Origin of the sequence: Hydrogenophaga sp. UC242_50 (assembly GCF_042697355.1) — a bacterium.
Taxonomy (GTDB): Bacteria; Pseudomonadota; Gammaproteobacteria; order Burkholderiales; family Burkholderiaceae_C; genus Hydrogenophaga.
Map to the genome: position 1 here is coordinate 5,046,097 of NZ_CP170553.1, position 25,526 is coordinate 5,071,622.

The following is a 25,526-nucleotide window of genomic DNA, read 5'->3' on the forward strand; positions in this document are numbered from 1 at the left end:
CTTGCGTCAGGTTTCGTTGGAGGAGGTGGACGCGGGACGGCCCGGGCGGCCGCGCGCAATCCGGCGCGGGGTGCGTTTTTGCAACTCCGCGGCAAAGTCCGCATCCCCGAGCGCCCAGCCGTGCAGCGTGGCGTCGGTGATGGCGCCCTGCTGCGCCACCGATTGCCCCGCATGCACCAACTCGGTGTACGCCGCTTCGCGCGCGAACGGGGTGTTGCCCAGCCCCCAATACACGGCGGGCGGTGTGATCCGCCGGTCCGGCGTCTGCCCGATGTAGTGGCGATGGCTTGACCAGGGATGGTTTTTCGGGTCCACCACCAGGCCAGCGCGCACGGGGTTCAAGTCCAGATAGACCATGCAAGCCAGCAGGTAGCGTTCGGTCTGAACCAGCGTGGATTTGTAGCGCCCTTCCCACAGGGTGCCAGTGCGGTGGTACAGGTCGTTGAAATAACGGACGTAGCGCCGCCCCACCGCCTGCATCATGAGCGGTACACCCTCCGCCGTTTCGGGCGTGAGCAGCAGATGGAAATGGTTGTCCATCAGCACATAGGCGTTGAGTGCCACTTGGTGCTTGCGCGCGTTGTCGCCCAACAGCTCCAGCAGGAACTCGCGGTCGGCGTCGCTGCGCACGATGTCCTGGCGGTTGTTGCCGCGCTGGATCACATGGTGCGGGTAACCGGCGACGGTCAGGCGGGGAAGACGGGCCATGGTGCGGTCAGGTGGGCGTCGCCGCGAAGCGGCTCCGAAGGGAATCCGACCCCGATTATGGTCGGGCGCGCCAGGCGGCCTGCAGCCGCCCCGCCAGCAGCACACCGAGCAAGGAGGAAGCGCCTGTCACGGTCCAGGTCCATTGCCAGCCGCCGACCAGGGTGCGCAAACCAGGCCACCAGCGGCGGCCCGAGAAATTGACCCATGGCAGAGAACTGCTGCATCCAGCCCACCGTGGTGGACACCGTCTCGTTGTCGGGAGCGAGTTTGACCGCCAGGCCAAACAGCGTCCCGGGAATCAGCCCACCCACCCCGGAGAAGACCAACACCGCAAGGTACTGCGCCACCGGGTAACCCTCGGCGCCAAAGGCCACCCAGGCCCCCACACCCATCGCGACATAGGCCAGCGCCAGCACCACACCAGGGCGCGCGCCCCTGGCGAGCCACCAGCCCCCGCCAATGTTGCCGACCATGTTGATGCCCGCGGCCAGGGCGCTGAGCACGGCCACCGTGGCGCCGGTGTACCCGGCCTGGTGGTAGATCGTCGGCAGGAAACCGACCACGGCCAGCCATTGGCCCGAATACAGGAAGAACGCCAAGGCCATCAGCCAGGGGCCGGGCGCCCGCAGGGTCCGTCGAAGCCGTGGGCCCAGGGCCGTGGCGCTGGATGCGGACTGCGCTTGTGCGTCCGGGGTCACCCATTTCGCCAGTCCGACCGCCGCCAACAGGGAAAGCAGCGCCAACAGCAACCAGGCCCAGCGCCAACCGACGGCGGAGAGCAAGGGCACGCCGAGCAGCAGGGCCAGCGAAGTGCCCAGGGGCATGTACGCCCCCCACCAGCCGAGCGAGCGGGACAGCGTGGGCGCATGGTGCACGCGTTGCCGCAGCAGGCCCGGCGCCGGCAACACGGCCGAGAGGAAGCCCATGCCCTCGATCACCCGCGTGGCCAGCAACACGTGAACGTTGGGGGCCAGCGCGCCCAGCGCACTTCCCGTGCGCAGCAACAGCAAGCCGGCCAGCATGAAGCGGCGAGGACCCAGCCGATCCGCCATCAGCCCCACCACCAAGCCCAGCGTCATGCCCGCCAGCTGCACCAGCGACAACAGGAACCCGGCTTGCACCAGACTCAATCCCAGGCTCTCGCGCAACACCGGAATCGCCGCCGGCAGTTTGCCCACGTGCAAGGCGCAGGTGACGCCTACGGCGACCACCAGGGCCGCCAGCGGCCGCGAAGCGAGGCCGGGAGACGCCGTCATGGGAACAGCACGGCGCCATAAAGGCGCTCGTGCTCACGGATGGCAAATCGGTCTGTCATGCCAGCGATGTAGTCCGCCACCGCCCTGGCCAGGTGTTGTTTGCGCCCATGCGCCTCGGGCAATTCGCCAGGCGCGTTCATGTAGCGATCGAACAAGTCACTGACCACGCGGCGCGCACGATCCGTGGTCTCCATCACCTGCGGATGGCGGTAGAGATTGCGAAACAGGAAACTTTTCAACACTTGCGAGCGTTCCCTCATGCCATCGGAGAAGGCCACCAGCGGCGGACCCGCGCGCACGGCGTCCGCGCTGTGAACCTGCGCCGTCGAGAGCCGCGCGCGCGTGGTGTCGATCACGTCATAGACCTGGTCGCTGAGCATGAGACGGATGGACTCGAACAACAGGCGGCGCCCCTGCAGCTGCGGATGCGCCTTCAAGGCCGTGCGGCGGTAGTGCTCGAACAGCTCCACGTCGGCCATCTGGTCCAGGGTCAACAAGCCCGAGCGCACACCGTCGTCGATGTCGTGCGCGTTGTAGGCGATCTCGTCGGCCAGGTTGCACAACTGCGCCTCCAGCGAGGGCGATCCCCCCTGCAGGAACCGCGATGCCACGCCGCCCGGCTCCTGTTGCTCCAGCCGCTGGGCGTTGGCCCGGGAGCAGTGTTTGAGAATGCCTTCGCGGGTCTCGAAGCAAAGGTTCAAACCGTCGAAGGCGGGGTAGCGCTCTTCCAGTTCATCGACCACGCGCAGACTCTGGAGGTTGTGTTCGAACCCCCAGCTGTCGGTATCGCCGGGCAGCGCTTGCGCGGACGCGGCCTTGAGGCACGCGTTGAGGGCATCCTGCCCGGCATCGCCAAAGGGCGTGTGGCCCAGATCGTGGGCCAGGGCAATGGCCTCGACAAGGTCTTCGTTGAGGCGCAGCGAGCGCGCGATGCTCCGACCCAGCTGAGCGACCTCCAGCGAATGGGTCAGGCGCGTGCGGAACAGGTCGCCTTCGTGGTTCAGGAACACCTGGGTCTTGTAGACCAGCCGCCTGAACGCGGTCGAATGGATCACACGGTCCCGGTCGCGTTGGAACGCGGTGCGGGTCGGCGCTTCGGGCTCAGGATGGCGACGTCCCCGACTGAGCGCCGGATCGCTGGCGAAATCCGCCAGCCCGGTGGGCAGGGGGGTGGTCGGCACGGCCATCAGGCCCGGCAACTGGCTTCGATCACCTGAGCCACCACCGCGTCGGGGGCGCTGCGCATGCTGGCGTGGCCCGGGGCATCGATCACCACGAACTTGATGGCCCCACCCTCGGACTTCTTGTCCACCCGCATCAACTCCAGGTAGCGGCCCACATTGTCCTGGGCGTCCAGCACCGGCGCCACCGTGGGCAAGCCCGCGCGCCGAACCAATGCGGTCAGGCGTTCGACAAAAGCGGTGTCCACCAGACCCAGGGCCGCCGACAGGCGCACCGCCATGACCATGCCGCAACCCACCGCTTCGCCATGCAGCCAAGCCCCATAACCCATACCCGCTTCGATGGCGTGCCCGAAGGTGTCGGCGAAAATTCAGAATCGCGCGCATGCCCGACTCGCGTTCGTCCTGGCCCACCACCCAGGCCTTGATCTCGCAGCTGCGGCGCACGGCGAAAGCAAGCGCGTCGGCGTCGCGCGCCATGAGTGCGTCCATGTTGCTTTCGATCCAATCCTGGAAAGCCATGTCGGCGATCGGTCCGTACTTGATGACCTCGGCCAACCCCGCGCTGAGCTCCCGCTCGGGCAAGGTCTTGAGCGCGTCGAGGTCGCACAGCACACGCCGAGGCTGGTAAAAGGCCCCGATCATGTTTTTGCCCAACGGGTGGTTGATGGCCGTCTTGCCCCCCACGGACGAATCCACCTGCGCGAGCAAGGTGGTTGGCACCTGCACGAAAGGGACGCCACGCATGTAGCTCGCGGCAGCGAATCCCGTCATGTCGCCGACCACCCCACCGCCCAGCGCAAAGAGCACGGTCTTGCGGTCGCAACCGTTGGACAACAAGGCATCAAAAATGAGGTTGAGCGATTCCCAGGTCTTGTACGCCTCGCCATCGGGCAGCACCACGGTGTGAATCGCCTTGTAGCGCGGCGCCAGAGAGTCGACCAGGCGGTCCCGGTACAAAGGCCCCACCGTCTGGTTTGTGACGATCATGGCGCTGGCGGCACTGGGAAGATCGGCATAACTCTCGGGCGCGTCCAGCAGGCCGGCACCAATGACGATGCCATAGCTGCGATCGCCGAGATCGATGTCCACCCGTTGGGTGCGCGGGGCCGTGTGCGATGAAGTCATGGACACCGAGTTTATTCGGTGTCCATCCCGAAGGTCTGGAAAGCGCTAAGGCGCGCCGGGGACTGGTGGGCGCGTGGAAGCGGGCGCCACCGACCCATCGAGCTCCAGCTGCATCACGATCATGTTGACCAGCGTGCGCACCGAAGGGCGACCGGTCTCGATGACGAAATGCGCGGTCTGACGGTAGAGGGGATCGCGCACGTCGAACAGGTCGCGAATGCGCTGCAACGGATCTTCCACTTGCAGCAAGGGCCGGTTGCGGTCGTACCGCAGTCGGCGGTACACCTCTTCCGGTGTGGATTTCAGGTAGAAGACCTTGCCACGCCCGTGCAGGTGCTCGCGGTTTTCGGGCCGCAAGACCGACCCGCCGCCAGTGGACACGACAGCGACCGGTCCTTGCGTCAACTCATCGATGACAGAGGCTTCGAGGTCGCGAAAACGCGCTTCGCCCTCCCGCTCGAAAAACTCCCGGATCGAACAACCCAGGCGCTGCTCGATCACGTGGTCGGAATCGAAGAAGGGGAGAGCGAGGCGTCGGGCCAGTTGCCGCCCGACCGTCGACTTGCCGGATCCCGGCAAGCCGATCAGATAGCTCGATGAAACGCTCAATTGATTGCCGCGCGCCCCAATACACGTGGTGTGATGAAGATCAGGAGTTCGGACTTGTTCGCGACGCGGTTGCGCGACTTGAACAGGTTGCCCACGGCGGGCAAGTCGCCCAGCAGGGGCACCTTGTTGACTTCATCGCGTTCGGTCTGCTCGAAGATGCCACCGATCACCACCGTTCCGCCGTTCTCCACCAGCACCTGCGTCTGCACGTGTTTGGTGTTGATCGCGATACCGTCCGGCGTCGACTCACCACGGCTGTCCTTGTTGATGTCGAGGTCGAGAATGATGTTGCCCTCGGGCGTGATCTGCGGCGTCACTTCCAGCTTCAAGTTGGCCTTGCGGAACGCAATCGCCGTGGCACCGCTGGAGGTTGCCGTCTGGTAGGGGAATTCCGTGCCCTGTTCGATCAAGGCCTTGACCTGATCGGCGGTGACCACACGCGGGCTCGACACGATACGACCCTTGCCATCCGATTCGAGCGCCGAAATTTCAAGGCTCAGGAAGCGGGACGCACTCGGGTTGAACAGCGACAGTGCAAAAGAGGCCGCCTGTGCGTTGCTGGGATTGGCGGGCAGGTTGACGAAGGGCGCCGACGTCAGCGTAGGGCCCCCGAGCGACGACGCGGCGCCGTAGTTCGAACCGAAGTTGCCCTGAATCGGGCTGCCGTTGGCCGAGCCCACACCAAAGCCGCGAACACCACCACCCAGCCGCACGCCCAGGGATTTGCCAAAAGTGTCATCGGCTTCCACGATGCGCGCCTCGATCATCACCTGACGGATCGGGATGTCGAGCTTGCGGATCAGCTCCTGCACTTGCTCAAGGCGCGACGCGATATCGGTCACGAAAAGCTGGTTGGTCCGGGGCTCGGAGATCACACTGCCGCGATCGGACAGGATGCGCGCACCGGCCGCCCCGCTCCCGGAGGAAGCGCTGCTGCTACTCGCCGTGAGTTGCGCTGCGATGTCGGCCGCCTTGGCGTAGTTCATCTGGAAGCCCTGCGTTCTCAGGGTCTCCAGGCTTTCGATCGACACCTTGGACTCCAGCTCCTGCTTCTCGCGGGCCGCGATCTCATCCTTGGGCGCGATCCACAGCACATTGCCGGACTTGCGCATGCCCAGACCTTTGGCCTGCAGGATGATGTCCAGCGCCTGATCCCAAGGCACGTCCTCCTTGAGTCGCAGCGTGACCGCGCCGGTGACCGAATCGGAGGTCACGATGTTGAAGTTGGTGAAGTCCGCGATGACTTGCAGCAGCGAACGAACCTCGATGTTCTGGAAGTTGAGCGACAGCTTCTCGCCGTTGTAACCCGGGCCCTGTGTCAGCTTGGAAGAATCGATCTTCTGTTCACGCACTTCCAGCACGAACTGGTTGTCGCTCTGGTACGCCGAATGCTCCCAGTTGCCCGTCGGGGTCACCACCATGCGCACGCGGTCACCCGCCTGCGAGGTGGTCACGCTTTGAATCGGTGTGCCGAAATCGCTGACGTCCAGGCGGCGGCGCAAGCCTTCGGGCAGCGAGGTCTTGAGAAATTCGACGACCAGGTTCTGTCCCTGCTGACGAATGTCCACACCAACCTGGTTGTTGGCCAGTTCGACCACCACACGGCCCGCATTGCCAACACCACGGCGGAAGTCGATGTCCCGCAAGGCGGCCACGTCGCGGTTGCGGTTTTCGGCAAAGGCCGAAGGTGGCGCCGTCGCGGCAGTCACCGGTTGAGCACGCTCCAACACCACCAGCAGTGTCTTGCCTTCAATCCTGGCCTCATAGGCGGCCGACTGCTTCAGGTTGATGACCACGCGGGTGCGATCACCCGCCTGCACCACGTTGGCCGAGCGAAGGTTGCCTTCATTGATGTCCACCGCATTGCGCCCAATGGCGTTGGCCACGCCGGGGAAATCCAGAGCGATGCGCGCGGGCGCCTGAATGGTGAACCCCGTGGGCAAGGCCGCCAAAGGCTGGGTGGTGTTGATGCGGATGACCTCCACGCCCCCTTGAATGCCCCCCGTGATCGATTGGATCGCGTTTTGAGCCTGCGCCCACACGGTGGTCAACGTCATGCAGGCGAGCACGGCCCCCCTGAGCACTCCTCGCCCCAATGCTGCGAATCCCGTTGCCCTGTTTGGCTTGTTCATTTAGAAGCACCCTCTTGTAATTGCAGCGCCGCAGCGCGCTCGATCCATTCCCCCGCCGAATCCTGCACGATCTCGCGCATCACCACCTCGGTCTCGGTGATGCGCGTGACGCGTCCGAAGTTCTGCCCCAGGTAGTTGCCGGGCCTGACCTGGTACAGCAGGCTGTCCACCTTTACCAGTGCCACCAGTTTTCCATCGCGGTTGAGGCTGCCCACCATGGCCATCGCGTCCAGCGGATGGGCTTCGAGGGGTTGTTTGCGGCGGTTCAGTTCGGGCTCGAGAAGCGCCGCGTTGACCACGGGCGCTGATTGGCTGCCGCGCAGCACGCTCGCCAGCTTCTCTTCGCTGAACGGCTGCATCTGGCGTTCACCCAGGTAGGCCTGCGGAACGAACTTGGTGGGCTCCGGGATGGGCTGGACAGAGGGCTTGATCGAGTTGCGCTCGGTCTGCATCCAGACCTGCAGTTCATCCTGCCCGGACGAAGTACATGCGGCCAATGTCGATGCGAGCAACACAGCAGCGACCGTTGGGATCCATCGGCGGTGCGTCACGGCTTGGCTCCCTTTGGTGCGACAGCCTTTTGCTGCGCTGCGATCTCTTGCTGGTCGAGGTAACGGAAAGTCTTGGCCGTGCAATCCAGCGTCAGGATACCCTCACGATCTTTGATGGGCGTCAGGGTCAAGTTGTTGAGGGTGACGATGCGCGAGAGGTTCGCGATGTCGGCCGCGAACAGCCCGATGTCATGGTAGGTCCCGGTGACGCGCACCGCGATCGGCAACTCCGCGTAGTACTCCTTCACGCTCACCTGGCCCGGGCGAAAAAGTTCGAACTGCAGACTTCGGCCCAGACCGGCCTGGTTGATGTCGGACAGCAGCGCGTCCATCTCGGCCTTGCTGGGCAGTTGCTTTTCAAGCTGCGTCACGTATTGCTGCACCTGCTCGAGCTGTTTTCGCAGGGCGTCCAGGTTGACGGCTTGCACGAGCTTCTTGCGATAGTCTTCGCGCAATTGCACTTCGCGCGCCTTTTCGGCAATCAACTCTTCATCCGAGTTCTTGAGCCAGGCAAACCACAGCGCGGCGACCACCGCCACGCACACCGCCACAAACAACAGGTTGCGAGGCAGACCCGGCCATTGCGAGGGGTCATTGGGATCCAGTCCGGTGAACTGGGCTTTGAGCTTGTCCTGGATTCCCTTGAAATCCACAGCGATCTTGGGCGTTCTGGCGATGTTGCGCGGACCCTTGTTCAGACTTTGCGCTGCGCAGCTGGCGCGGCGGAGGCCGGAGGCGCGGAAGGACGCTTCAGCGAAACACGGATGGTGAAATTCGAGACGCGGCGCTGATCTCGGCCTCCGGCCGCGGGTCTAGCCGCTACGATTTCAACCAGATCCGGTCGCACCAACCAGGGGCTGTTGTTCGATAGATTGCGCAGCAGATCGGAGACGCGCTCTTGCGATTGAGCCACGCCCACCAGCAACACGCTCTGGTTGTCCTGCTTCATGCTGGTGAGGTAGACCCCATCGGGCAGTTGCGCGACCAGCTCATCCAGCAAGTGCACGGGCAGATTGCGGTCACCCTGCAGGTTCTCCACCGCCGTCTGGCGAGCGCGCAAGGAGGCGATTTCGCGCTGCAGATTGGCGATGTCCTTGATCTCGGTATCCAGCTTCGTGATTTCACCCTGGAGAAAGGCATTTCGATCCTGTTGCGCCGAAATCTGCCCCTGGTACCAGGTAAAAACCGCCCCGCAGATCACCCCACCCAACAGCGCGGACAAGCCCAACTGCGTGAAGAACTGGTCCTTTTGCCGCTTGCGGGTCGCCTCACGGTGAGGCAACAGGTTGATGAGGATCATTGGTAGAACCTCCGCAGCGCCAGGCCGGTGGAGGTCAGGTACGACGGCGCTTCGCGGGACATCTTTCGCGCCTGAACGGAAGCCGCCATTTCCATGGCGTCAAAAGGATTGATCACCATGCAGGCGAACGATGTCTGGTGGGTCACGGCCTCGGTCAGACCCGGCAACGCCGCGCTGCCACCAGCGAGGAGAATGTGGTCCACCTTGTTGTACGGCGTGCTGGTGAAAAAGAACTGGAGGGCACGGCCGACTTCCTGCGCCATGCTTTCGATGAAGGGGTCGAGCACCGCGGAACGGTAGTCGTCGGGCAAGTCGCCCGAGCGCTTCTTGGCCTCGGCTTCGTCCGACGAAAAGCCGTACTGACGCACGATCAGTTGCGTCAGCTGAGCGCCGCCAAAGGCCTGATCGCGTTCGTACAGCACGTCATCGTTGCGCATCACCTGCATGCTGGTCGTCAATGCGCCTACCTCGAACAGAGCCACCAGCGAGTCCACGCCCTGGTTGGGCAGAGTTTCAATCACGCGGCCTGCGGCCATTCGGGAAGCGTAGGACTCCACGTCCATCACGACCGGCTTGAGCCCGGCCGCCTCGGCCAAACCTTGCCGGTCCGAGACCTTCTCCTTGCGCGACGCGGCAATCAGCACTTCCACATCGCCCACGGAATTGGCGCTCGGGCCGATGACGCAGAAGTCGAGGCTGACCTCGTCAAGCGAAAAGGGAATGTATTGATTGGCTTCCGATTCGACCTGGGCTTCAAGTTCCTTGTCGGAAAGGCCGCCTGGCAGAATGATCTTCTTGGTGATCACGGCCGACGCTGGCAAAGCAAGCGCCACATTCTTGGTCTTGCTGCCGCTTTTGCGGACCACGCGACGCACCGCCTCGGCCACCTCATCGAATTTCTCGATGTTGCCGTCGGTGATCCAGCCTCGCTCCAGGGGCTCCATGGCGCAACGCTCCAGCACCAGGTCGCCCGAACGGTTGCGGCTCAACTCCACCAATTTGACGCTGGATGAGCTGACATCGATGCCCAACAAGGGCGCCGGTTCCCGGCTGAATAACGACCCCAATGAGATCAAGGTGGCCCCCAAAAATGATGGCGACAGGCGTCGCCAAACTTAATAATTCACTTGAATGCTAGCAGTAAGCCCCTTGTCCAGCAAAGATTTTTTGCCTTTGAGACAAACTGAAACGTTGTCAAAAGCATACGCATCCTGGACCCGGTGTTTACCGCTTCATCGGCCGTTTGGCCGGGAAATACACAACAACTCACAATATGCTTGCCGAGCCCATCTGAGCTCGCCATCCCGATTTTTATAATCACGGGCTCCGGCTCTGAACGACTGCATGCCCAAGAACGACACTTCTTCGCCTCGCCCCTCTGACGCATCAGTATTGACTGGGCGAACCGCACTCATCTGGGCCGGTCGCTTGGTGGTGGGTCTGGCCGGACTGGCGGTGGCGGGTGTTGCGTGCGTGTTGATGGCCGTGGGCATCGCGCTCGCGGTGGCCTATCCCAATCTGCCCGAGGTGGCCGGCTTGGCCGACTACCGGCCCAAGCTGCCTTTGCGTGTGATCTCGTCCGATGGCTCGTTGATCGGCGAGTTTGGTGAAGAGCGGCGCAACCTGCTCACCATCAACGAGATCCCCGCGGTCATGAAGCACGCGGTGCTGGCCGATCGAAGACGCTCGCTTCTTTGAACACAACGGCGTCGACTACCGTGGCATGCTTCGCGCAGCCCTCGCCAATCTGCGGCAGGCCAAGAGCCAGGGGGCGTCCACCATCACCATGCAGGTGGCGCGCAACGTGTACCTGTCCGCCGAGAAGAGCTACACCCGCAAGATCTACGAGGTGCTCCTGACGTTCAAGCTGGAGCACATGCTGACCAAGGAGCAGATCCTCGAGATCTATATGAATCAGATCTTCCTGGGACAGCGGGCCTACGGTTTTTCCGCCGCATCGCAGATCTACTTTGGCAAGTCCCTGAAGGATGTGACCATTGCGGAAGCGGCCATGCTCGCCGGTCTGCCCCAGGCGCCTTCCGCCTACAACCCTGTCAAGAACCCGCGCCGCGCGCGCGCGCGCCAGTTGCACATCATCGACCGGATGGTGGAAAACGGCTTCATCACCCCCGAAGAAGCCGAAGTGGCGAAGGCCGAGCAGCTGAAGCTGCGGGCATTGAACCCCTCGAACAGACCTCACGCCGAGTTCGTGGCCGAGATGGTGCGCCAGTCCATCGTCTCTCAATATGGAGAAGAAGCCTATACACGAGGCTTGGTCGTGACGACCACCATCAAGGCGAACGAACAACTCGCGGCCTACCGTGCCGTGCGCCAGGGGGTGCTGGACTACGAGCGGCGCCAGTTCTACCGGGGGCCGGAGTTGTTCATCGACTTGCCGGAAGACAAGGCGGCGCGCGACGACGCCATCGACGAAGCGCTGACGGATCGCCCGGACAACGACGACTTGCTGTCGGCGGTCGTGCTGGAGGCCAATGCCAAGCGCGTGGTGGCCGTGCGCCAGGATGGCGAGCCGTTCGAGATCACCGGTGAAGGCCTCAAGCCCGTGCAGTCGGGCCTGTCCGACAAAGCGGGCCCCAACGTCAAGATCCGGCCGGGCGCGGTGATCCGCGTCGTGCAGACAGCCCCCAAGGTCTGGCGCATCACACAGCTGCCGGAGGTCGAGTCGGCCTTCGTGGCGCTGGACCCGCGTTCCGGCAAGGTGATTGCCCTGGTCGGCGGGTTCGACTTCCAGAAGAGCAAGTTCAACCACGTCACGCAGGCCTGGCGCCAGCCCGGTTCGAGCTTCAAGCCGTTCATCTACTCAGCGGCACTGGAAAAGGGCGTGACGCCGATGACGGTGGTCAACGACGCGCCGCTCTTCTACTCTGCGGGAGAAACCGGCGGCAAGCCCTGGGAACCGAAGAACTACGACGGTCAGTTCGAAGGCCCCATGTCGGTGCGGCGCGCGCTGGCCAAGTCGAAGAACATGGTGTCCATTCGAGTGCTGCAACTGGTCGGCACGCAGAGTGCGCAGCAGTGGGTGTCGCGTTTCGGCTTCGATGCCGACAAACACCCCCCCTACCTCACGATGGCGCTGGGCGCGGGCTCGGTCACCCCGATGCAGATGGCGCACCGGCTACGCCGTGTTTGCCAATGGTGGCTACCGCATTGCACCCACCCTCATCCTGCGGGTGAGCGACCACAAGGGCAAGCTGCTGTACGAAGCGCCGGAAGTGAGCCCCACCGAAGAGCAACGCGCGATCGAACCTCGCAATGCCTTCATCATGAACAGCCTGCTGCAGGAAATTACCCGGTCCGGCACGGCCGCGCGGGCGCAGGCCACCCTGAAGCGGACCGACCTGTACGGCAAGACCGGCACGACCAACGATTCGGTGGATGCCTGGTTCGTCGGTTACCAGCCCACGCTGGTGGCCGCGGCCTGGGTGGGCTACGACTCCCCGCGCAACCTCGGCAGCCGAGAAACCGGCGGCGGCCTGAGCCTGCCGATCTGGATTTCCTTCATGACGGAAGCCCTCAAGGGCGTTCCCGTCGCCTCCTACACAGCGCCCTCCGGCGTGATCAACGTCGGCGGCGAGTGGTACTACGAGGAGTTCGGCCCAGGACGTGGTGTGCACAGCCTGGGGTTGCAAGATCCCCTGCCGGGAGCCACCGGGGCGCCACCCGAGCTGGATGCCAACGGTGTCCCTATCAGCAAGCCCCCTGCAGGACCCACCGAAGAGCGCCGCAGCATCCTGGACCTCTTCAGGAACTGAAGCCCAGCGACTGCCCGGCCTGCTCCGAGGCGCAACGCGAGAGGTGGGCAAAGAACTCGCCCTGCCCCTTGGTGTCCATCCAGGCTCGGCCGTCGTGCTTGTAGTGGAAGCCACCGGCACGCGCAGCCATCCACACTTCGTGCAGCGGCTTCTGCAGGTTGATGATGATCTGGCTGCCGTTGGCGAAGGTCAGGGTGATCATGCCGCCCACCCGCTGGTTGTCGACGTCGGCATCGGTCTCGTCGTTGATGCGGTCGCAGGCCAGTTCAATCGTCCGAAGCAGCGCTTCTGCGCGGTCCTGGTACTCGGTGTCGGTCATTACAATGCGTCGATGTTTGGTTTGAAACGCATTCTAGGTCGGGCTGTCGGCCCCTCGCGTGGCATGCCATCGCCGTGAGCGCCTTGGTGCTCGCGGCGTGCTGCGCAAAGGGCCCCCTGTACCTGCCCGATCCCAACGCGCCCGCGCCCAAGAAGTCATCAGCCCCCGCTCCAACGGCTCCTGCCGAGACGCCCACCACCCCAGCGCAGCGTTGATCCGCCGCCCTCTTCGCTTCGCACCGCTCGCATGACCACACTCGCCGGCCTGCCCGCCACCCCGTTGCCGCCCTTCGTCACCTACCAGGACCAGCAACTCATGGTCGAGGGCGTGTCTCTGGCCGCGCTGGCTCGCGAGCATGGCACGCCGCTGTTCGTGTACAGCCGCGCCGCCATGCTGCAAGCGCTGGCCGCGTACCAGCGTGGTCTGGCCGGGCGTCGGCACCTGATCTGCTACGCCATGAAAGCCAATTCATCGCTGGCGATCCTGCAGACCCTGGTGGCCGCGGGCTGCGGGCTGGACATCGTCTCGGGCGGCGAGCTTGAACGCGCCCTGGCGGTGGGCGTCGATCCGGCCAAGGTCATCTTTTCCGGTGTGGGCAAGACGCGCGCCGAGATGCGCCAGGCGCTCTCCGTGGGCATCGGTTGTTTCAACGTGGAAAGCCGCGCCGAGCTCGACGTGCTCGATGAGGTGGCCCGGGGCATGGGCCTGCGCGCACCGGTGAGCATCCGTGTCAATCCCAACGTGGACGCACAGACTCACCCTTACATTTCCACCGGCCTCAAGGGCAACAAGTTCGGCATCGCGCACGAGGACGTGTTGTCGACCTACCAGCACGCCGCCGCGTGCGTTGGCCTGCGCGTGGTCGGCATCGACTGCCACATTGGCTCCCAGATCACGCAGACCGGCCCCTACCTCGACGCCATGGACCGCGTGCTCGACCTCGTGGAACAGATCGAAACGGCCGGCGTGCCGATCGAACACATCGACTTCGGCGGTGGCCTGGGCATCGACTACCAGGGTGACAACCCACCGGAAGCCGATGTGCTCTGGCGCGCCCTGCTGCAACGCCTGGACGCGCGGGGTTTCGGCGACCGCCAGATCTGCATCGAGCCCGGCCGCTCGCTGGTGGGCAATGCCGGCGTGTGCCTCACCGAGGTGCTGTACCTCAAGCCCGGCGAGCAGAAGAACTTCCTGATCGTGGACGCGGCCATGAACGATCTGCCGCGACCGGCGATGTACCAGGCGTTTCACCGCATCGTGCCGGTCGCACCGCGCGCCTCAGAAGACACACCGACCTGGGACGTGGTGGGCCCTGTGTGCGAGAGCGGCGACTGGATCGGCCGCGACCGCGCGCTCGCGGTGCAGGCGGGTGACTTGCTGGCCGTGCTGTCGGCGGGCGCGTACTGCATGAGCATGGCCAGCAACTACAACACGCGGGGCCGCGCGGCGGAAGTGCTGGTGGATGGTGCACACGCGCACCTGATCCGCGCGCGCGAATCCCTGGCCGACCAGACACGGCTCGAGCGCCTGCTCTGACCTCTCGCGCCGTCTCGAGCGCGACACCCTTGCATGAATGCACGCGGCGCCAAGCCGCGTGCCCGCTCATGGTGCAGCGGGCCGCCATACTCCCCTCGGTGTTTGCACCTATAGGCCGTGCAGATCGAGTCCTCCAGAATCCGTCGACATTGTGCACAGCAACATGGCCCGACGGCCTTCTGGAAGCGCCCCCATCCCATGCACGACAAGACCAGCGACACCATTCTGGAAACTCGCCAGCTCACCAAGTCCTTCAAGGGTTTCACCGCGGTCAACGACGTCAATCTGCGCGTCCAGCGCGGGGCGATTCATGCATTGATCGGACCCAATGGCGCCGGCAAAACCACGTGCTTCAACCTGCTGACCAAGTTCCTGGAGCCAACGCAAGGCCAGATCCTGTTCAACGGCCAGGACATCACGCGTGAGCAACCGGCGCAGATCGCGCGCCGCGGCATCATCCGTTCCTTCCAGATCTCAGCGGTGTTTCCTCACCTGAGCGTGCTCGAGAACGTGCGCGTCGGCCTGCAGCGCCAGCTGGGCACGGCCTATCATTTCTGGAAGAGCGAACGTTCTCTCAACCAGCTCAACGAACGGGCCCACCAGTTGCTGACCGAAGTCGGCCTGCAGGACTTCGCGCGCGAGACCACGGTCAACCTGCCCTACGGCCGCAAACGCGCGCTCGAGATCGCCACCACCCTGGCCATGGAGCCCGAGCTGATGCTGCTGGACGAACCCACCCAGGGCATGGGTCACGAAGACGTGGACCGCGTGACCCAGCTCATCAAGAAGGTGGCGACCGGCCGCACCATCCTGATGGTGGAGCACAACATGGGCGTGGTCTCGAACATCGCCGACACGATCACGGTGTTGCAACGCGGGGCCGTGCTGGCCGAGGGCTCGTACGCCCAGGTCTCTGGCAATCCCGCCGTGATGGAGGCCTACATGGGCACCACCGACGGCCAGCTCCAGGGAGCGCACTGATGACCGCACCGGCGCTCGAGATCAAGAACCTGCAGGCCTGGTACGGCGAATCGCATGTGCTGCATGGGGTGGACATGGTCGTGCAACCGGGCGAGGTCGTCACCCTGCTCGGGCGCAACGGCGCGGGGCGCACCTCCACGCTGCGCGCCATCCTGGGCCTGACCGGCTCGCGCAAGGGCTCCATCCAGAGCAACGGGCAGGAGCTCATCCACCTGCCCACCCACCGCATCGCACGCCACGGCATCGGTTACTGCCCCGAGGAACGCGGCATCTTCGCCAGCCTCTCGTGCGAGGAAAACCTCCTGCTGCCCCCCACGCTCAAGGGCTCGGGCAAGGGCATGTCGGTGGACGACATCTACGAGATGTTTCCCAACCTGGCCGAGCGCCGCCACAGCCAGGGCACGCGCCTGTCCGGCGGAGAGCAGCAGATGCTGGCCGTGGCCCGCATCCTGCGCACCGGCGCCCACCTGCTGTTGCTCGACGAGATCTCCGAAGGCCTCGCTCCCGTGATCGTGCAAGCCCTGGCCCGCATGATCAAGATGCTCAAGAGCAAGGGCTACACCGTGGTCATGGTGGAGCAGAACTTCCGCTTCGCCGCCCCGCTGGCCGACCGCTTCTACGTGATGGAGCACGGCCGCATGGTCGAGCACTTCAGCGCCTCCCAGCTGACCGAAAAGATGCCCGTTCTTCACGAGCTGCTGGGCGTCTGAGCGCCCTCACCCCGTTCACCGATCACCGCTTCCCCCCAACCGCCACCTCAACGGAGACTGACAGCATGAAACACACCGTCAAACTGCTCACCCTGGCACTGGGTGCCGCGGGGCTGTTCACCGCCGCCCACGCACAGGACAAAGTGCGCATCGGCTTCACCACCGACATGTCGAGCCTGTACTCCGACGTGGACGGCAAGAACGGCGCCATGGCGATCCAGATGGCCATCGACGACTTCGGTGGCAAGGTGCTGGGCAAGCCCATCGAGCTGCTGAGCGCCGATCACCAGAACAAGGCCGACATCGCGGCCTCCAAGGCCCGCGAATGGATCGACACTCAGGGCCTGGACGTCATGATCGGCGGCACCAACTCCGGCACCGCCCTGGCGCACGGCCAAGGTGGCCGAAGAGAAGAAGAAGCTGTACATCGTCAACGGCGCGGGCTCGTCCGCGCTCACCAACGACGCCTGCTCTCCCTACACCGTGCACTACGCCTACGACACCGTGGCCCTGGCCAAGGGCACCGGCAGTGCGATCGTCAAGCAGGGCGGCAAGGACTGGTTCTTCCTGACGGCCGACTACGCCTTCGGCCACGCGCTGGAAACCGACACCGGCAACGTCGTGAAGGCGGCCGGCGGTGCCGTGAAGGGTGCGGTGCGCGCGCCGCTCAACACCTCGGACTTCTCCTCCTTCCTGCTGCAGGCCCAGAGCTCGGGCGCCAAGATCCTCGGCCTGGCCAACGCGGGCGGCGACACCATCGCCTCGATCAAGGCCGCGAGCGAATTCGGCATCACCAAGACAATGAAGCTGGCGGGCCTGCTGATGTTCATCACCGACGTGCACAGCCTGGGCCTGAAAGACACGCAGGGCATGTACCTGACCGACAGCTGGTACTGGGACAAGGACGATGCGAGCCGTGCGTTCGCCAAGAAGTTCTTCGACAAGGCCAAGCGCATGCCGACCAGCATCCAGGCCGCCAACTACTCGGCCACCACCACCTACCTGAAAGCGGTGACAGCAGCCAAGACCACCGACAGCGACAAGGTGATGGAACAGCTCAAGAAGATGCCGATCAACGACTTCTTCGGCAAGGGCAACATCCGCCCCGATGGCCGCTACGTGCACGACATGTACCTGCTGGAGGTGAAGAAGCCCGCCGAGTCCACCAAGCCGTGGGACTACATGAAGGTGGCCGCCACGCTGCCGGGCGATTCGGTCTTCACGACCAAGGCCGACTCCAAGTGCAAGCTCTGGAAGTGATCTGAGCGGGACACCCGCGGGCCGCGGCCCGCGGGTGTCCCTGTCCACACGGCCTGACCTCACCCACCCCCAACCCACGCCCTGCCGATGGACTTCTTCGGAATACCCTTGTCCGCCCTGCTGGGCCAGTTGTTGCTGGGCCTGGTCAACGGCTCGTTCTACGCCATCCTGAGCCTGGGGCTGGCGGTCATCTTCGGCCTGCTCAACGTCATCAACTTCGCGCACGGCGCGCTGTTCATGCTGGGCGCGGTGCTGACCTGGATGGGCATGAACTACCTAGAGCTGAACTTCTGGGTGATGATCGTGCTCGCCCCGCTGGCCGTGGGCGTGGTGGGCATCGTCATCGAACGGCTTTTCCTGCGCTGGATCTACCGCCTGGACCACCTCTACGGCCTGCTGCTCACGCTGGGCCTCACGCTGATGCTGGAAGGCGTGCTTCGCTCGGCCTACGGGGTCTCGGGCCTGCCTTACAGCGCCCCCATCTCGGGCGCCACCAACCTGGGCTTCATGGTGATGCCGAACTACCGCGGCTTCGTGGTGCTGGCCTCGCTCGTGGTGTGTTTCGCCACCTGGTACGTGATCGAAAAGACCAAGCTCGGCGCCTACCTGCGCGCGGGCACCGAGAACCCCCGGCTGGTGGAAGCCTTCGGCATCAACGTGCCGCTGATGGTCACGCTGACCTACGGCTTTGGCGTGGCGCTGGCGGGCCTGGCCGGCGTGCTGGCCGCGCCCATCATGCAGGTGTCCCCGCTCATGGGGCAGAACCTCATCATCATCGTCTTTGCCGTGGTGGTGATCGGAGGCATGGGCTCCATTCTCGGCACCATCCTCACCGGCCTGGGCCTGGGCGTCATCGAAGGACTGACCAAGGTCTTCTATCCCGAGGCCTCGTCCACCGTGGTCTTCGTCATCATGGCCATCGTGCTGCTGATCCGGCCGGCCGGCCTGTTCGGCAAGGAAAAGTGAAGCCAGCCGCATGAACACGACTTCCAAGAACATCCTCTACGGCTTGCTGCTGCTGGTGCTGCTGGCCGTTCCCTTCATCGGCATCTACCCGGTGCTGGTGATGAAGCTGCTGTGCTTCGCGCTCTATGCCTCGGCCTTCAACCTGCTGCTGGGCTACACCGGCCTGCTCTCGTTCGGCCACGCGGCCTTTCTGGGCGGCTCGGCCTATGTCACCGGCCACGCGCTGAAGGTCTGGGGCGTGCCGCCCGAGCTGGGTCTGGTGATCGGCACCCTGGCGGGCGCGGTGCTGGGCTGGCTGGTGGGGTCGCTCGCGATCCGCCGCCAGGGCATCTACTTCACCATGATCACCCTGGCGCTGGCGCAGATGCTGTTCTTCTTCTGCCTGCAGATGCCCTTCACGGGGGGCGAGGATGGTCTGCAAGGTGTGCCGCGCGGCCGGCTGCTGGGCTTCATCGAGCTCGGCAACGACATGACCATGTACTACTTCACCTTGCTGATCACGGTGGCGGCGTTCCTGCTCATCATGCGCATCGTGCACTCCCCTTTCGGCCAGATCCTCAAGGCGATCAAGGAAAACGAGCCGCGCGCCATCTCGCTGGGCTACGACACGCAGCGTTTCAAGCTGCTGGTGTTCGTGTTGTCGGCCGCGTTGTCCGGCCTGGCAGGTTCGCTCAAGACCCTGGCCATGGGCTTTGCCACACTCACCGATGTGCACTGGACCATGTCCGGCTCGGTGGTGCTGATGACGCTGGTGGGGGGCCTGGGCACCCTGTCCGGTCCGCTGGTGGGTGCCGCGGTGGTGATCGCGTTGGAAAACAAGCTCGGCGAGATCGGCCATTTCCTGGCGGGCGTGACCGGCATCGACTGGTTCAATGGCCTGGGCGAGTCGGTGACGATGGTGATCGGCTTCATCTTCGTGGTGTGCGTGCTGGCCTTCCGCCGCGGCATCATGGGCGAGGCCATCGCGCTGGTGGAGCGCTGGCGCGGCAAGCAGGCCTGAACAGGCTCAGCTTTTGAGCCGGCGCCACAGGCGCCAGGCCAGCAGGCTGCCCAGGATCGCGGCGTACACGGCCACCTCCGCAAAGTCGTTCTTGCCGGCGCGCATCCAGAAAAAATGCAGCACCGCCAGGCCCGCGATCACATACACCGCGCGGTGCAGCAGTTGCCAGCGCCGCGCCCCCAGCGTGCGGATGGCGCGGTTGAACGAAGTGGCCGCCAGCGGCAGCAGCAACAGCCAGGAGAGGAAGCCCACCAGGATGAACGGGCGCTTGGCGACGTCGGCCGCGATGCCCACCACATCAAATTCCATGTCGAACCAGGCATAGGCCAGCAGGTGCATGCAGGCGTAGAAGAAAACGAACAGCCCCACCATGCGCCGCAGGCGCAGCAACGCGGGCCAGCCCAGGCTCACGCGCAGGGGCGTGATCGCCAGCACCAGCACCAGGAAACGCAGGGTCCAATCGCCCAGCGAGCGGATCAGGGCCTCGGCCGGGTTGGCCCCCAGCCGATCGGCAAAGGCCGCGAACACCAGCCAGACAAAGGGCAAGCTGGCCAGCACGAACGCCACCGGCTTGGCAGCGCCGTGGCTGAGCACGCGGTTGACCGGCCCTCCGGCAGGCGGGCGGCGCTGCATGCCGATCAATACAGCTTGCGAAGATCCATGCCGGCGTAGAGCTGGCCGACCTGGGGCGCGTAACCGTTGAACATCTGCGTCTGGCGGCGCTTGGCAAACAGGCCACCTCCCTCGCCGATGCGGCGCTCCGTGGCCTGGCTCCAGCGCGGGTGCGAGACCTCGGGGTTGACGTTCGAGTAGAAGCCGTACTCCTGCGGCGCGGCCACGTTCCACGCCGTGCGCGGTTCCTTGTCGGTGAAACGGATCTTCACCAGCGACTTCCCGCTCTTGAAGCCGTACTTCCAGGGCACCACCAGGCGCAGCGGCGCACCGTTCTGGTTGGGCAGCACCTCGCCGTACATGCCGAAGGCCAGCAGCGTCAGCGGGTGCATGGCCTCGTCCAGCCGCAGGCCCTCCACATAAGGCCAGCCCAGCACGTTGGAGCGCAGGCCGGGCATCTGTTTGGGGTCGGCCAACGTCACGAATTCGACGTACTTGGCGCTGCCCTGAGGCTGCACCTGCTTGATGAGTTCGCTCAGCGAGTAGCCCACCCAGGGAATGACCATGGACCAGCCCTCGACGCAGCGCAGCCGGTAGATGCGCTCCTCCATCGGGCTGAGCTTGAGCAGGGCGTCCAGGTCGAAGGTGCCGGGCTTGTTCACCAGACCTTCAACGGCCACCGTCCAGGGCCGGGGCTTGAGGGTCTTGGCCTGGGCCACGGGGTCGGACTTGTCGGTGCCGAACTCGTAGAAGTTGTTGTAGGAGCTGACGTCGTCGTAGGAGGTGAGTGCCTCCATCGTCATCGCACCGTCCACGGCGGAGCGCTTGCCGGGCAAGGCAGCGAGCTTGCCGGGTTTGGGCGTGACCGAAGCGGCCTGAGCCCAAGCATCGCGCGCAGCCCAGGAAGCCATGCCGCCCATCGCCGCCGCGGTCAGCAGCCATTGGCGCCGGTTCTGGTAGGCCGCCGGCGGCGTGATCTCGCTGGAGAGGGGGTGCTCGAAGCCATTGTCGCGCGTGCGAATGAGCATGGGACCATCCTTGCTGAAGACACCCGACGGCGGAAGATGCCGCGTCGCGGGTTCGTCGATCTTAGGACCGAACCGGTTCTCACAAAGTTCCGGCGCCGCCGCGCGCACCGGAACCAGGCCCAACCCGCGTCAGAGTTCGCCGTAGCTGTGCAGGCCGGAGAGGAACATGTTCACGCCGATGAAGGCGAAGGTCGTGATCGCCAGGCCCACCAGCGCCCACCAGGCCGAGACCGTGCCACGCAGGCCCTTGATGAGCCGCATGTGCAGCCAGGCGGCGTAGTTCAACCAGACGATCAGCGCCCAGGTTTCCTTCGGGTCCCAGCTCCAGTAGCCACCCCAGGCCTCGGCCGCCCACAGGGCGCCCAGCACGGTGGCGATGGTGAAGAACGCAAAGCCCACCGCGATGGCCTTGTACATCACGTCGTCGAGCACCTCGAAGCTGGGCAGGCGCTCGGCAATGCGGCGGCGGCCAAACAGGATGGTGCCCACGATCAGCGCCGAAACGCCGAAGTACACGAACCAGTAGCTGCTGCCGTTTTCCGCCGCCGACTGGCGGAACACGATGGGCTCGAAACACAGCACCACGCCCAGCAGCCACAGCGGCGCGAGCTTGTACCAGCGGCTTTCGGTGGCGCTCTGCTTGATCAGGTAGGCAAAGGCCAGCATCGCGGCAATGGCGAAGGTGCCGTAGCCGATGAAGTTGGCCGGCACATGCAGCTTCATCCACCAGCTCTTGAGGGCGGGCACCAGTGGCTGGATGGCATGCGCCTCGCGCACCAGGGTGTACCAGAGCAGGAAGCCCACCGCGGCGCTGACCACCAGCATCGCGAATGCGCCCATGCGACGCGTCTTGTACTGGTCTTCGTAATAAAGATAGAAAGCCGTCGTCATCCAGCAGAACAGCACGAACACTTCGTACAGGTTGCTCACCGGGATGTGCCCGATGTCGGGGCCGATCTGATGGCTCTCGTACCAGCGCACCATGGTGCCGATCAGGGCCAGCGTCACCGCCACCCAGGCCATGCGCGAACCCAGCAGTTCAAAGGTGTCGCCCGCGCGCTTGAACATGCCGACCCAGTAGAACGCGGTGCTCATGAAGAACAGCACGCTCATCCACAGGATGGCGGATTGGCTGGAGATGAAGTACTTCAGCAGGAAGACCTGGTCGGCCCGCGCGAGGTCGGCCGTGCCGGCGGGCGTCTGGTACAGCCAGATCGCGAGCAGCGCCGTGGCCGCCACCACGACGGTGAGCGCGCGCAGCGGGCGCCAGAACCAGCCCAGCCAGATCATGCAAGGCACGGTGCCCACGAGGATGGCCTTCTCGTAGCCGTCCATGGCCGCGTTGTAGCGTGTGAAGGCCCAGGCAGCCCCCGCGATCACGAACACGGCGAACAGCCAGTCCCAGACATTGCGGCGCGCGAAGTAACCGGGCTCCAGGCCCTGCCCGTGGTGACCCTTCTTCAGTTCGATGGTCTGCGTGGCGGCGACGGTATTCATGGATGCACCTTCAACAATTGGGTCTTCAACAGCTCGAATTCACGGTCGGCGTCCATCGTCTTGCGGTTCGACGACAGCGCCATGCGGGCCTGCGAGGATTGCTCACCCGAGGGCGAGAGCCAGACCCAGAGGCGGCGCTCGCGGACGTAGAGCATGGCAAAAACGCCCAGAATGAGCAACAGGCAGCCCAGGTAGACGATGTTCTGGCCCGGTGCGCGCGCGACCTGGAACACGCTGGCCTGCACGTGCGTGAAGTCCTTGAGCTGGAAGGTCATGGGCGCGGGGTAGAAGAAGGTGTCGCTCAGGCTGATCACCGACTGCGACATGAACTGCTGCGTGGCCTCGCTGCGCTCCAGCGGCGGCAGGCCGGCGCGCTCGCGGCTGATCTGCATCAGCTCGAACAGCGTGCCGTTGAGGATGCGCACCAGCACATCGCTCGCTCGCTCGCGTTCGGCGGCCGGCACGTTGTTTTCAAGGAAGGCCGAGACGGCCTGCAGGCCTCCGCGAATGGGCTTGTCGGTGGTGCCGTTGGCCACCACCGGTTGCACGCCGGGCGCGTTCACCGACTCGGCGCCGGCAAACAGGCCCAGGGCGCGCGTGGCCGAGGCGGCCAAGGCTTCGGCCAGCTCGGGGCGGCCGTCTTCCACCGCCGAGGCCGCGTAACGGCGCACCGCCAGATCGCGCAACTGCGGGTCGCCCAAGGCGGCGCGCAGGCGCACGAAACCGTCGAGGCCATCCTTGTCGTCCACGGGAATGCGCAGGTAGCGGAACGGTTCGGCCGGCGTCTCGCGCAGGCCCAGCAGGTACACACGCGCGCCGTCGATCTCCACCGGCAGCATGTAGTTGTGGTACTCCACCGCCTGACCCGCCGCATCGCGCAGCTTGTAAGACACGCTCGGCCCCACGTTGCGCAGCGTCTTCTCGGTCGCGGTCTTGTGGCCCGAGCCCAGGCGGCTCTCGATCGAGCCCCGCAGATCCACCTTGCGCACATCGACGCCGTCGGCGGCGTTGCTGGTGGCGAAGTTCTCCACGTTGATCACGCGCAGGCCGGTGTACTCCAGCGTGAGCTTGTCGTCGCCATTGCTCAGCGCGGTCGAGCTACCGATGGTGCCCTCGATCTCGAAGGGCCGCGTGGGCCCGTTCAGCGGCACAGCCTGCAGCTTCACACGCGAACCGCCGTCATCGAAGCTGGACTGGTAGATGTTGATGCCGCGGTGGCTGGCGGGGTGGTTCACCTCCACCCGCGCTTCCTTGCTCTCACCGGTCTCGTTGTCGTGGATCACGATCTCGCTGGCGAACAGCTTGGGCATGCCGGTGTCGTAGTACTCGACGATGAACTTCTTGAGTTCGACCGAGAACGGCAGATCCTGCAGCAGCACACCCTGGGGCTGCGCGAGAATGGCCGTGCCCGCCGTCGTGCCCTCGGTCACCAGCAGGTTGCCGCGGAAGGTGGGGTTGCCCGCCAAGAGCCGGTGCTGAGCCGGCACATCGGCGATCAAGCCGCCACCCATGAAGGGCGTCTTGCCGTTGAACCAGGTCTGCGCGCGCACCATCAGATCGCCATCGAGCAGACCGCCGATGCACACCAGCACGATGGCGCTGTGCGCGGCGAGGTAGCCAATCTTGTTGGCCGCGCCAGCCTTGGCCGCCACCATCCAGCCGGTGCCTGCCGCGGTGGTGCGCGACTGCAGCTTGACCTTCCAGCCCGAGCCCAGCAAGGCCTGGCCGATGCGGTTCGCCGCGGCTTCGGGCGTCTCGCCCAGCTCACCCTCGGCACGGTGCGGAAAAGCCTTCAGACTTTGCTCTCGGATGTTTTCCTTGTAGGCCTTGAGGTCGGCAAAGATCTTGGGCGTGTTGCGGGCGATGCACAGGCTGGTGCTGACGACCAGGAACGCCAGGATCAACAGGAACCACCACGCGCTGTAGACCGAGTACAGGTTCGCGCTGGCAAACACGTCGGCCCAGAAAGGCCCGAACTGGTTGACGTAGTTGATGAAGGGTTCGTGCTGTTTGACCACCGTGCCGATCACCGACGCGATGCAGATCACGGTGAGCAGCGAAATGGCAAACCGCATCGACGACAGCAACTCCACCAGCTCGCTGACAATGCGCGAGCCGGTGCGGATGTGCAGGCCTTGGGTGGAGACGGTCATGGAGGAATGGGGGCAGAACGGTGCAGCAAAAAGGGCGGCCCCGGAAGTCCCGGAACGCGCCCTGATGTGATGTGTTTTTTGGCTGGCGGTTCAACGCCCGGCGGGGTTTATGGCATTGTGCCGGCAAATATTATTGTTGGCTTATATCCCGGCCAGGCACGAGGGGCTTGCGCCCCTCGAAAGTCGATCAGCGCAGGCCGGCGATGTAGTCCGACACCGCCTGGATTTCGCGGTCGTTCATCTTGGCGGCCACACCGGCCATCTGCGCGTTGTTCTTGCGGGTGCCGTCGCGGAAGTGCTTGAGCTGCGTGGCGGTGTACTCCGCCTGCTGGCCCGACAGGCGCGGGTACTGCGCGGGAATGCCGGCGCCATTGGGGCTGTGGCAGCCGGCGCAGGCGGCGATCTGGCGGTCGGCGATGCCGCCGCGGTAGATGCGTTCACCCAGACGCACCAGATCCTTGTCGGTGGCGGCGCCGCCCTTGGCCTTCTGATCGGCCAGCCAGTAGGCGATGTTGCGCATGTCGGCGTCGGACAGGGCCGAAGCGAAGCCCTTCATGATGGCGTTGTCGCGCTTGCCCGATTTGTATTCCTGCAACTGCTTGACGAGGTACTCGGGGTGCTGTTGCGCCAGCTTCGGGTTGGCCGGCGTGGTCGAGTTGCCGTCCGCCGCGTGGCAGGCCACGCAGACCTGACCGTACATGGCGCTGCCCTTGGCCAGATCGGGCTTGGCCGATTGCGCCTGGGCGCTGAACGACAGGGCTGCGGCAGCAGCGGCGCAAAGGAAGGAAACAGGCAATTTCATGACGGGGCGGGCGTCGGTTGCGAC

Annotated in this window: 21 protein-coding genes and 3 pseudogenes; 8 read left to right on the forward strand and 16 right to left on the reverse strand. The window is 64.8% G+C overall.

Annotated features, from left to right (window positions below):
- Positions 1-6: 6 nt before the first annotated feature.
- The 10 genes and pseudogenes from ACFJGX_RS25755 to ACFJGX_RS25800 form a co-directional block, all read right to left on the reverse strand.
- Positions 7-708, reverse strand: coding sequence for a transposase (locus ACFJGX_RS25755; protein ID WP_382323349.1), 702 nt, complete (start codon positions 706-708; stop codon positions 7-9).
- Positions 687-1,964 (reverse strand): CynX/NimT family MFS transporter, encoded by a 1,278-nt coding sequence (locus ACFJGX_RS25760; RefSeq protein ID WP_382327321.1) that lies wholly within the window; start codon positions 1,962-1,964, stop codon positions 687-689. The genes ACFJGX_RS25755 and ACFJGX_RS25760 overlap by 22 nt, the downstream gene beginning before the upstream one ends.
- Positions 1,961-3,151: a deoxyguanosinetriphosphate triphosphohydrolase gene (locus tag ACFJGX_RS25765; RefSeq protein WP_382327323.1), complete on the reverse strand. Its 1,191-nt coding sequence runs from the start codon at positions 3,149-3,151 to the stop codon at positions 1,961-1,963. Before ACFJGX_RS25765 ends, ACFJGX_RS25760 begins: the two co-directional genes overlap by 4 nt.
- Positions 3,151-4,273, reverse strand: a pseudogene (aroB, locus tag ACFJGX_RS25770) (3-dehydroquinate synthase). Before aroB ends, ACFJGX_RS25765 begins: the two are co-directional and overlap by 1 nt.
- 45 nt (positions 4,274-4,318) lie before the next feature.
- On the reverse strand, positions 4,319-4,882 hold the full coding sequence (locus tag ACFJGX_RS25775) for a shikimate kinase (protein ID WP_382323345.1): 564 nt from the start codon (positions 4,880-4,882) through the stop codon (positions 4,319-4,321).
- The gene (gene pilQ / locus ACFJGX_RS25780) at positions 4,879-7,014 is read right to left on the reverse strand and encodes a type IV pilus secretin PilQ (RefSeq protein ID WP_382327325.1); all 2,136 of its coding nucleotides are present in this window, start codon (positions 7,012-7,014) and stop codon (positions 4,879-4,881) included. Before pilQ ends, ACFJGX_RS25775 begins: the two co-directional genes overlap by 4 nt.
- A complete protein-coding gene (locus tag ACFJGX_RS25785; protein WP_382323344.1) occupies positions 7,011-7,565 on the reverse strand; it encodes a pilus assembly protein PilP in 555 nt (184 codons plus the stop codon). The genes pilQ and ACFJGX_RS25785 overlap by 4 nt, the downstream gene beginning before the upstream one ends.
- Positions 7,562-8,242 carry a type 4a pilus biogenesis protein PilO gene (locus ACFJGX_RS25790; protein ID WP_382325894.1) on the reverse strand — a complete coding sequence of 227 codons (681 nt, stop codon included), beginning with the start codon at positions 8,240-8,242 and terminating at the stop codon, positions 7,562-7,564. The genes ACFJGX_RS25785 and ACFJGX_RS25790 overlap by 4 nt, the downstream gene beginning before the upstream one ends.
- A gap of 17 nt (positions 8,243-8,259) precedes the next feature.
- The gene (locus ACFJGX_RS25795; RefSeq protein ID WP_382323343.1) at positions 8,260-8,865 is read right to left on the reverse strand and encodes a PilN domain-containing protein; all 606 of its coding nucleotides are present in this window, start codon (positions 8,863-8,865) and stop codon (positions 8,260-8,262) included.
- Positions 8,862-9,941 carry a pilus assembly protein PilM gene (locus ACFJGX_RS25800; RefSeq protein ID WP_291113824.1) on the reverse strand — a complete coding sequence of 360 codons (1,080 nt, stop codon included), beginning with the start codon at positions 9,939-9,941 and terminating at the stop codon, positions 8,862-8,864. The genes ACFJGX_RS25795 and ACFJGX_RS25800 overlap by 4 nt, the downstream gene beginning before the upstream one ends.
- Before the next feature lie 268 nt (positions 9,942-10,209).
- On the opposite strand from ACFJGX_RS25800, the pseudogene ACFJGX_RS25805 reads away from it, so the two are divergent.
- A pseudogene (locus tag ACFJGX_RS25805) lies at positions 10,210-12,638 on the forward strand (penicillin-binding protein 1A).
- On the opposite strand, the gene cyaY reads toward ACFJGX_RS25805, so the two are convergent.
- Positions 12,628-12,957, reverse strand: coding sequence for an iron donor protein CyaY (gene cyaY / locus ACFJGX_RS25810; RefSeq protein ID WP_382323342.1), 330 nt, complete (start codon positions 12,955-12,957; stop codon positions 12,628-12,630). The pseudogene ACFJGX_RS25805 and the gene cyaY overlap by 11 nt on opposite strands.
- Positions 12,958-13,043: 86 nt before the next feature.
- Between cyaY and ACFJGX_RS25815 the strand changes: the two genes are divergently transcribed.
- The 7 genes and pseudogenes from ACFJGX_RS25815 (at position 13,044) to ACFJGX_RS25845 (ending at position 19,410) form a co-directional block, all read left to right on the forward strand.
- Complete coding sequence (locus ACFJGX_RS25815) at positions 13,044-13,172, forward strand: hypothetical protein (RefSeq protein ID WP_382328811.1); 129 nt, start codon at positions 13,044-13,046, stop codon at positions 13,170-13,172.
- Between the two features lie 31 nt (positions 13,173-13,203).
- A complete protein-coding gene (gene lysA, locus ACFJGX_RS25820) occupies positions 13,204-14,493 on the forward strand; it encodes a diaminopimelate decarboxylase (protein WP_382327326.1) in 1,290 nt (429 codons plus the stop codon).
- 198 nt (positions 14,494-14,691) lie between these two features.
- Positions 14,692-15,474, forward strand: coding sequence for an ABC transporter ATP-binding protein (locus ACFJGX_RS25825; protein WP_382323340.1), 783 nt, complete (start codon positions 14,692-14,694; stop codon positions 15,472-15,474).
- The gene (locus ACFJGX_RS25830) at positions 15,474-16,184 is read left to right on the forward strand and encodes an ABC transporter ATP-binding protein (RefSeq protein ID WP_382323339.1); all 711 of its coding nucleotides are present in this window, start codon (positions 15,474-15,476) and stop codon (positions 16,182-16,184) included. Before ACFJGX_RS25825 ends, ACFJGX_RS25830 begins: the two co-directional genes overlap by 1 nt.
- Positions 16,185-16,249: 65 nt before the next feature.
- Positions 16,250-17,444 (forward strand): annotated as a pseudogene (locus ACFJGX_RS25835) (ABC transporter substrate-binding protein).
- Between the two features lie 87 nt (positions 17,445-17,531).
- Complete coding sequence (locus ACFJGX_RS25840) at positions 17,532-18,410, forward strand: branched-chain amino acid ABC transporter permease (RefSeq protein WP_291113842.1); 879 nt, start codon at positions 17,532-17,534, stop codon at positions 18,408-18,410.
- A gap of 10 nt (positions 18,411-18,420) precedes the next feature.
- Positions 18,421-19,410, forward strand: coding sequence for a branched-chain amino acid ABC transporter permease (locus ACFJGX_RS25845; protein ID WP_382323338.1), 990 nt, complete (start codon positions 18,421-18,423; stop codon positions 19,408-19,410).
- A gap of 6 nt (positions 19,411-19,416) precedes the next feature.
- Here ACFJGX_RS25845 and ACFJGX_RS25850 read toward each other — a convergent pair whose 3' ends face one another.
- The 5 genes from ACFJGX_RS25850 to ACFJGX_RS25870 all read right to left on the reverse strand — a co-directional run bounded on the left by ACFJGX_RS25850 (position 19,417) and on the right by ACFJGX_RS25870 (position 25,502).
- A complete protein-coding gene (locus ACFJGX_RS25850; protein WP_382323337.1) occupies positions 19,417-20,043 on the reverse strand; it encodes a sulfite oxidase heme-binding subunit YedZ in 627 nt (208 codons plus the stop codon).
- A 5-nt stretch (positions 20,044-20,048) separates the two neighbouring features.
- Positions 20,049-21,050 (reverse strand): protein-methionine-sulfoxide reductase catalytic subunit MsrP, encoded by a 1,002-nt coding sequence (gene msrP / locus ACFJGX_RS25855; RefSeq protein WP_382161480.1) that lies wholly within the window; start codon positions 21,048-21,050, stop codon positions 20,049-20,051.
- A gap of 129 nt (positions 21,051-21,179) precedes the next feature.
- A complete protein-coding gene (gene ccsB / locus ACFJGX_RS25860; protein ID WP_382323336.1) occupies positions 21,180-22,547 on the reverse strand; it encodes a c-type cytochrome biogenesis protein CcsB in 1,368 nt (455 codons plus the stop codon).
- Complete coding sequence (locus ACFJGX_RS25865; protein WP_382323335.1) at positions 22,544-24,700, reverse strand: cytochrome c biogenesis protein ResB; 2,157 nt, start codon at positions 24,698-24,700, stop codon at positions 22,544-22,546. The genes ccsB and ACFJGX_RS25865 overlap by 4 nt, the downstream gene beginning before the upstream one ends.
- A 187-nt stretch (positions 24,701-24,887) precedes the next feature.
- Positions 24,888-25,502 carry a c-type cytochrome gene (locus ACFJGX_RS25870; protein ID WP_382161488.1) on the reverse strand — a complete coding sequence of 205 codons (615 nt, stop codon included), beginning with the start codon at positions 25,500-25,502 and terminating at the stop codon, positions 24,888-24,890.
- Positions 25,503-25,526: the final 24 nt, after the last annotated feature.